This window comes from Pseudorhodobacter sp., assembly GCF_030452865.1.
GTDB lineage: Bacteria > Pseudomonadota > Alphaproteobacteria > Rhodobacterales > Rhodobacteraceae > Pseudorhodobacter.
Genome location: NZ_JAKDLJ010000534.1, coordinates 1 through 1,993, shown reverse-complemented (window position 1 = coordinate 1,993; position 1,993 = coordinate 1). Strand labels below are relative to the sequence as shown.

Genomic DNA, 1,993 nt, shown 5'->3' with positions numbered 1-1,993 from the left:
TACGCCGGGGGTTGCACACCCCCGGACCCCCGTGGGGTATTTCATCAAAGATGATGCCGTGCCTATTCGATCAGCGCATCATTGAGATGCGATGTTTCGCGGGCTTTTAGCCCGTGCGCAAAACCTGCGTTATTTGTGCCATGATCGACAGCGCAATTTCCGCCGGGGATTTGGCACCGATGGCAAGACCAACAGGCGCGTGGATGCGGGCAAGCTGACCTTCGGACAGTCCCGCTGCGCGCAATCGGTCCAGTCGCTTTGCATGGGTTCGGGAGGAGCCAAGGCTGCCGATATAGAACGCGCCGGACGCCAGCGCGGCCATAAGTGCCGGATCATCCAATTTCGGGTCATGGGTCAGGGTGACGATGGCGGTCCTTGCATCGGGGACAAGAGCGGTCACGGATTCATCCGGCCAGCCGTCAATAATCACCTCATCGGGGAAACGTTCGGCGGAGCCGAAAGCGCCGCGTGGGTCGATCAGCGAAGGTGCATAACCACAGACGCGGGCGATGCCGAGCAGGGGCTGCGCGATATGCACCGCACCCACAACAATCAGACGCAACGGCGGATTGTGGATGGCAATGAACCAGCCATCATCTTCCATCCCGGAGCGGTCCATCCGCATCCGCTGCCCGATCGCGTCGGCCTTCACGTCGCCCGCCCCGGCAGTCAATCGACGGCTGTGGGTTTCGGGATGGGTGAGCAGGGCAACCGCGCGACGTTCGGTCCGCGCCGCGACCAGTTCGACAAGCAGGTCCGGCGGGAAAGCGGCTATTCCTTCGCCCACCGGTTCAACGAGCACCCGGATGGTGCCACCGCAAGCAAGACCTACGCCGAAGGCATCCTCGTCCGAGACACCGAATGTCAAAAGGCGGGGCACCCCGTTCTGCAAAGCGGCAAGGGCTTCGTGAACCACCGCAGCCTCGACACAACCACCAGAAACCGAGCCTGCCATCGCGCCATCCCCCGCAATCGCCAACTGGCTGCCCGTTGGGCGCGGCGCGGACCCCCAGGTCTCCACCACGGTCGCAAGCGCGACCGCCCTGCCCGCACGGAACCACGCCAGCGCGGTTTCAGGAATTAGGTCATGGCCTTGCATCGTAACTTCTCCTTGGTGCGTGCCATAGGCGACGCATTTTGCGGCGGTGCCACAGCATCACGCGCGCGTCTTGCTTGTATCCGCCAATATCCAGTCCCGGAAGCGGCAGAATGCAGGGAGATCAAGGCTTCGCGTAGGGTAGGTCAGGACATAGGGCGTTGCGCTGATCATGGCACGGGCGGAGCCACGCCGCAGCGCACCGCTCGTCAGATCAGCATTCACGAAAAGCTCAGGCACCAGCGCCAGCCCGAGACCCGCCCGCGCCGCGGCAAGCACCATGCCAAATTGTTCGAACCGCGCCCCGCGCAGGATGCTGATCGGGTCAAGCCCGGCGTTCAGGAACCAATCGAGCCAGAGATTGGGCCGTGTCGCCTGTTGCAACAGTGGCAGTCGCGCCAGCGCCGCCTCCTCCGGCATCCCCGCCTGCGGCAGCAAAGCCGGGGCCGCGACGACGACGAGGCGTTCCTCGGCCAGAAGCGATACTTCGGCACCGCGCAAATTGGGTTGCGCGCGCAGGATCGCGACATCACGCGGGTCACGCTCGAAATCAAGCGGCGCCAGGGTGGTGCTTAGATCAAACGTCACTTCCGGCGCGATAGCGGCAAAACCGGGCAGACGCGGAATCAGCCAAAGTGCCGCGAATGTCGGCAGACTCGCCAGCCGCAAGACCGAGCGATGCCCACCGAATGACATCACCGTCAGCGCGGCGCGATCAAGATCGGCCAGCATCCGTTCCGCTTCCGGCAACAACACGCGGCCGGCGTCGGACAGCACCAGTCTTTGCCGGATACGGTGAAACAGCGCCACGCCGAGACGCGCCTCCAGACTGTTCAGCGCGCGGCTGATCGCACTTTGCGTCAACCCAAGAGCAGCCGCGGCACGGGTGGCGCTGCC

At 64.1% G+C, this 1,993-nt stretch carries 2 protein-coding genes; both read right to left on the bottom strand.

From position 1 onward, the window contains the following. Positions 1–106: 106 nt before the first annotated feature. Positions 107–1,099 carry an XdhC family protein gene (locus L0H65_RS19120; protein WP_301460778.1) on the bottom strand — a complete coding sequence of 331 codons (993 nt, stop codon included), beginning with the start codon at positions 1,097–1,099 and terminating at the stop codon, positions 107–109. A 57-nt stretch (positions 1,100–1,156) separates the two neighbouring features. Beyond that, on the bottom strand, positions 1,157–1,993 hold an 837-nt coding region (locus L0H65_RS19115; RefSeq protein WP_301460777.1), incomplete at its 5' end, for a LysR substrate-binding domain-containing protein.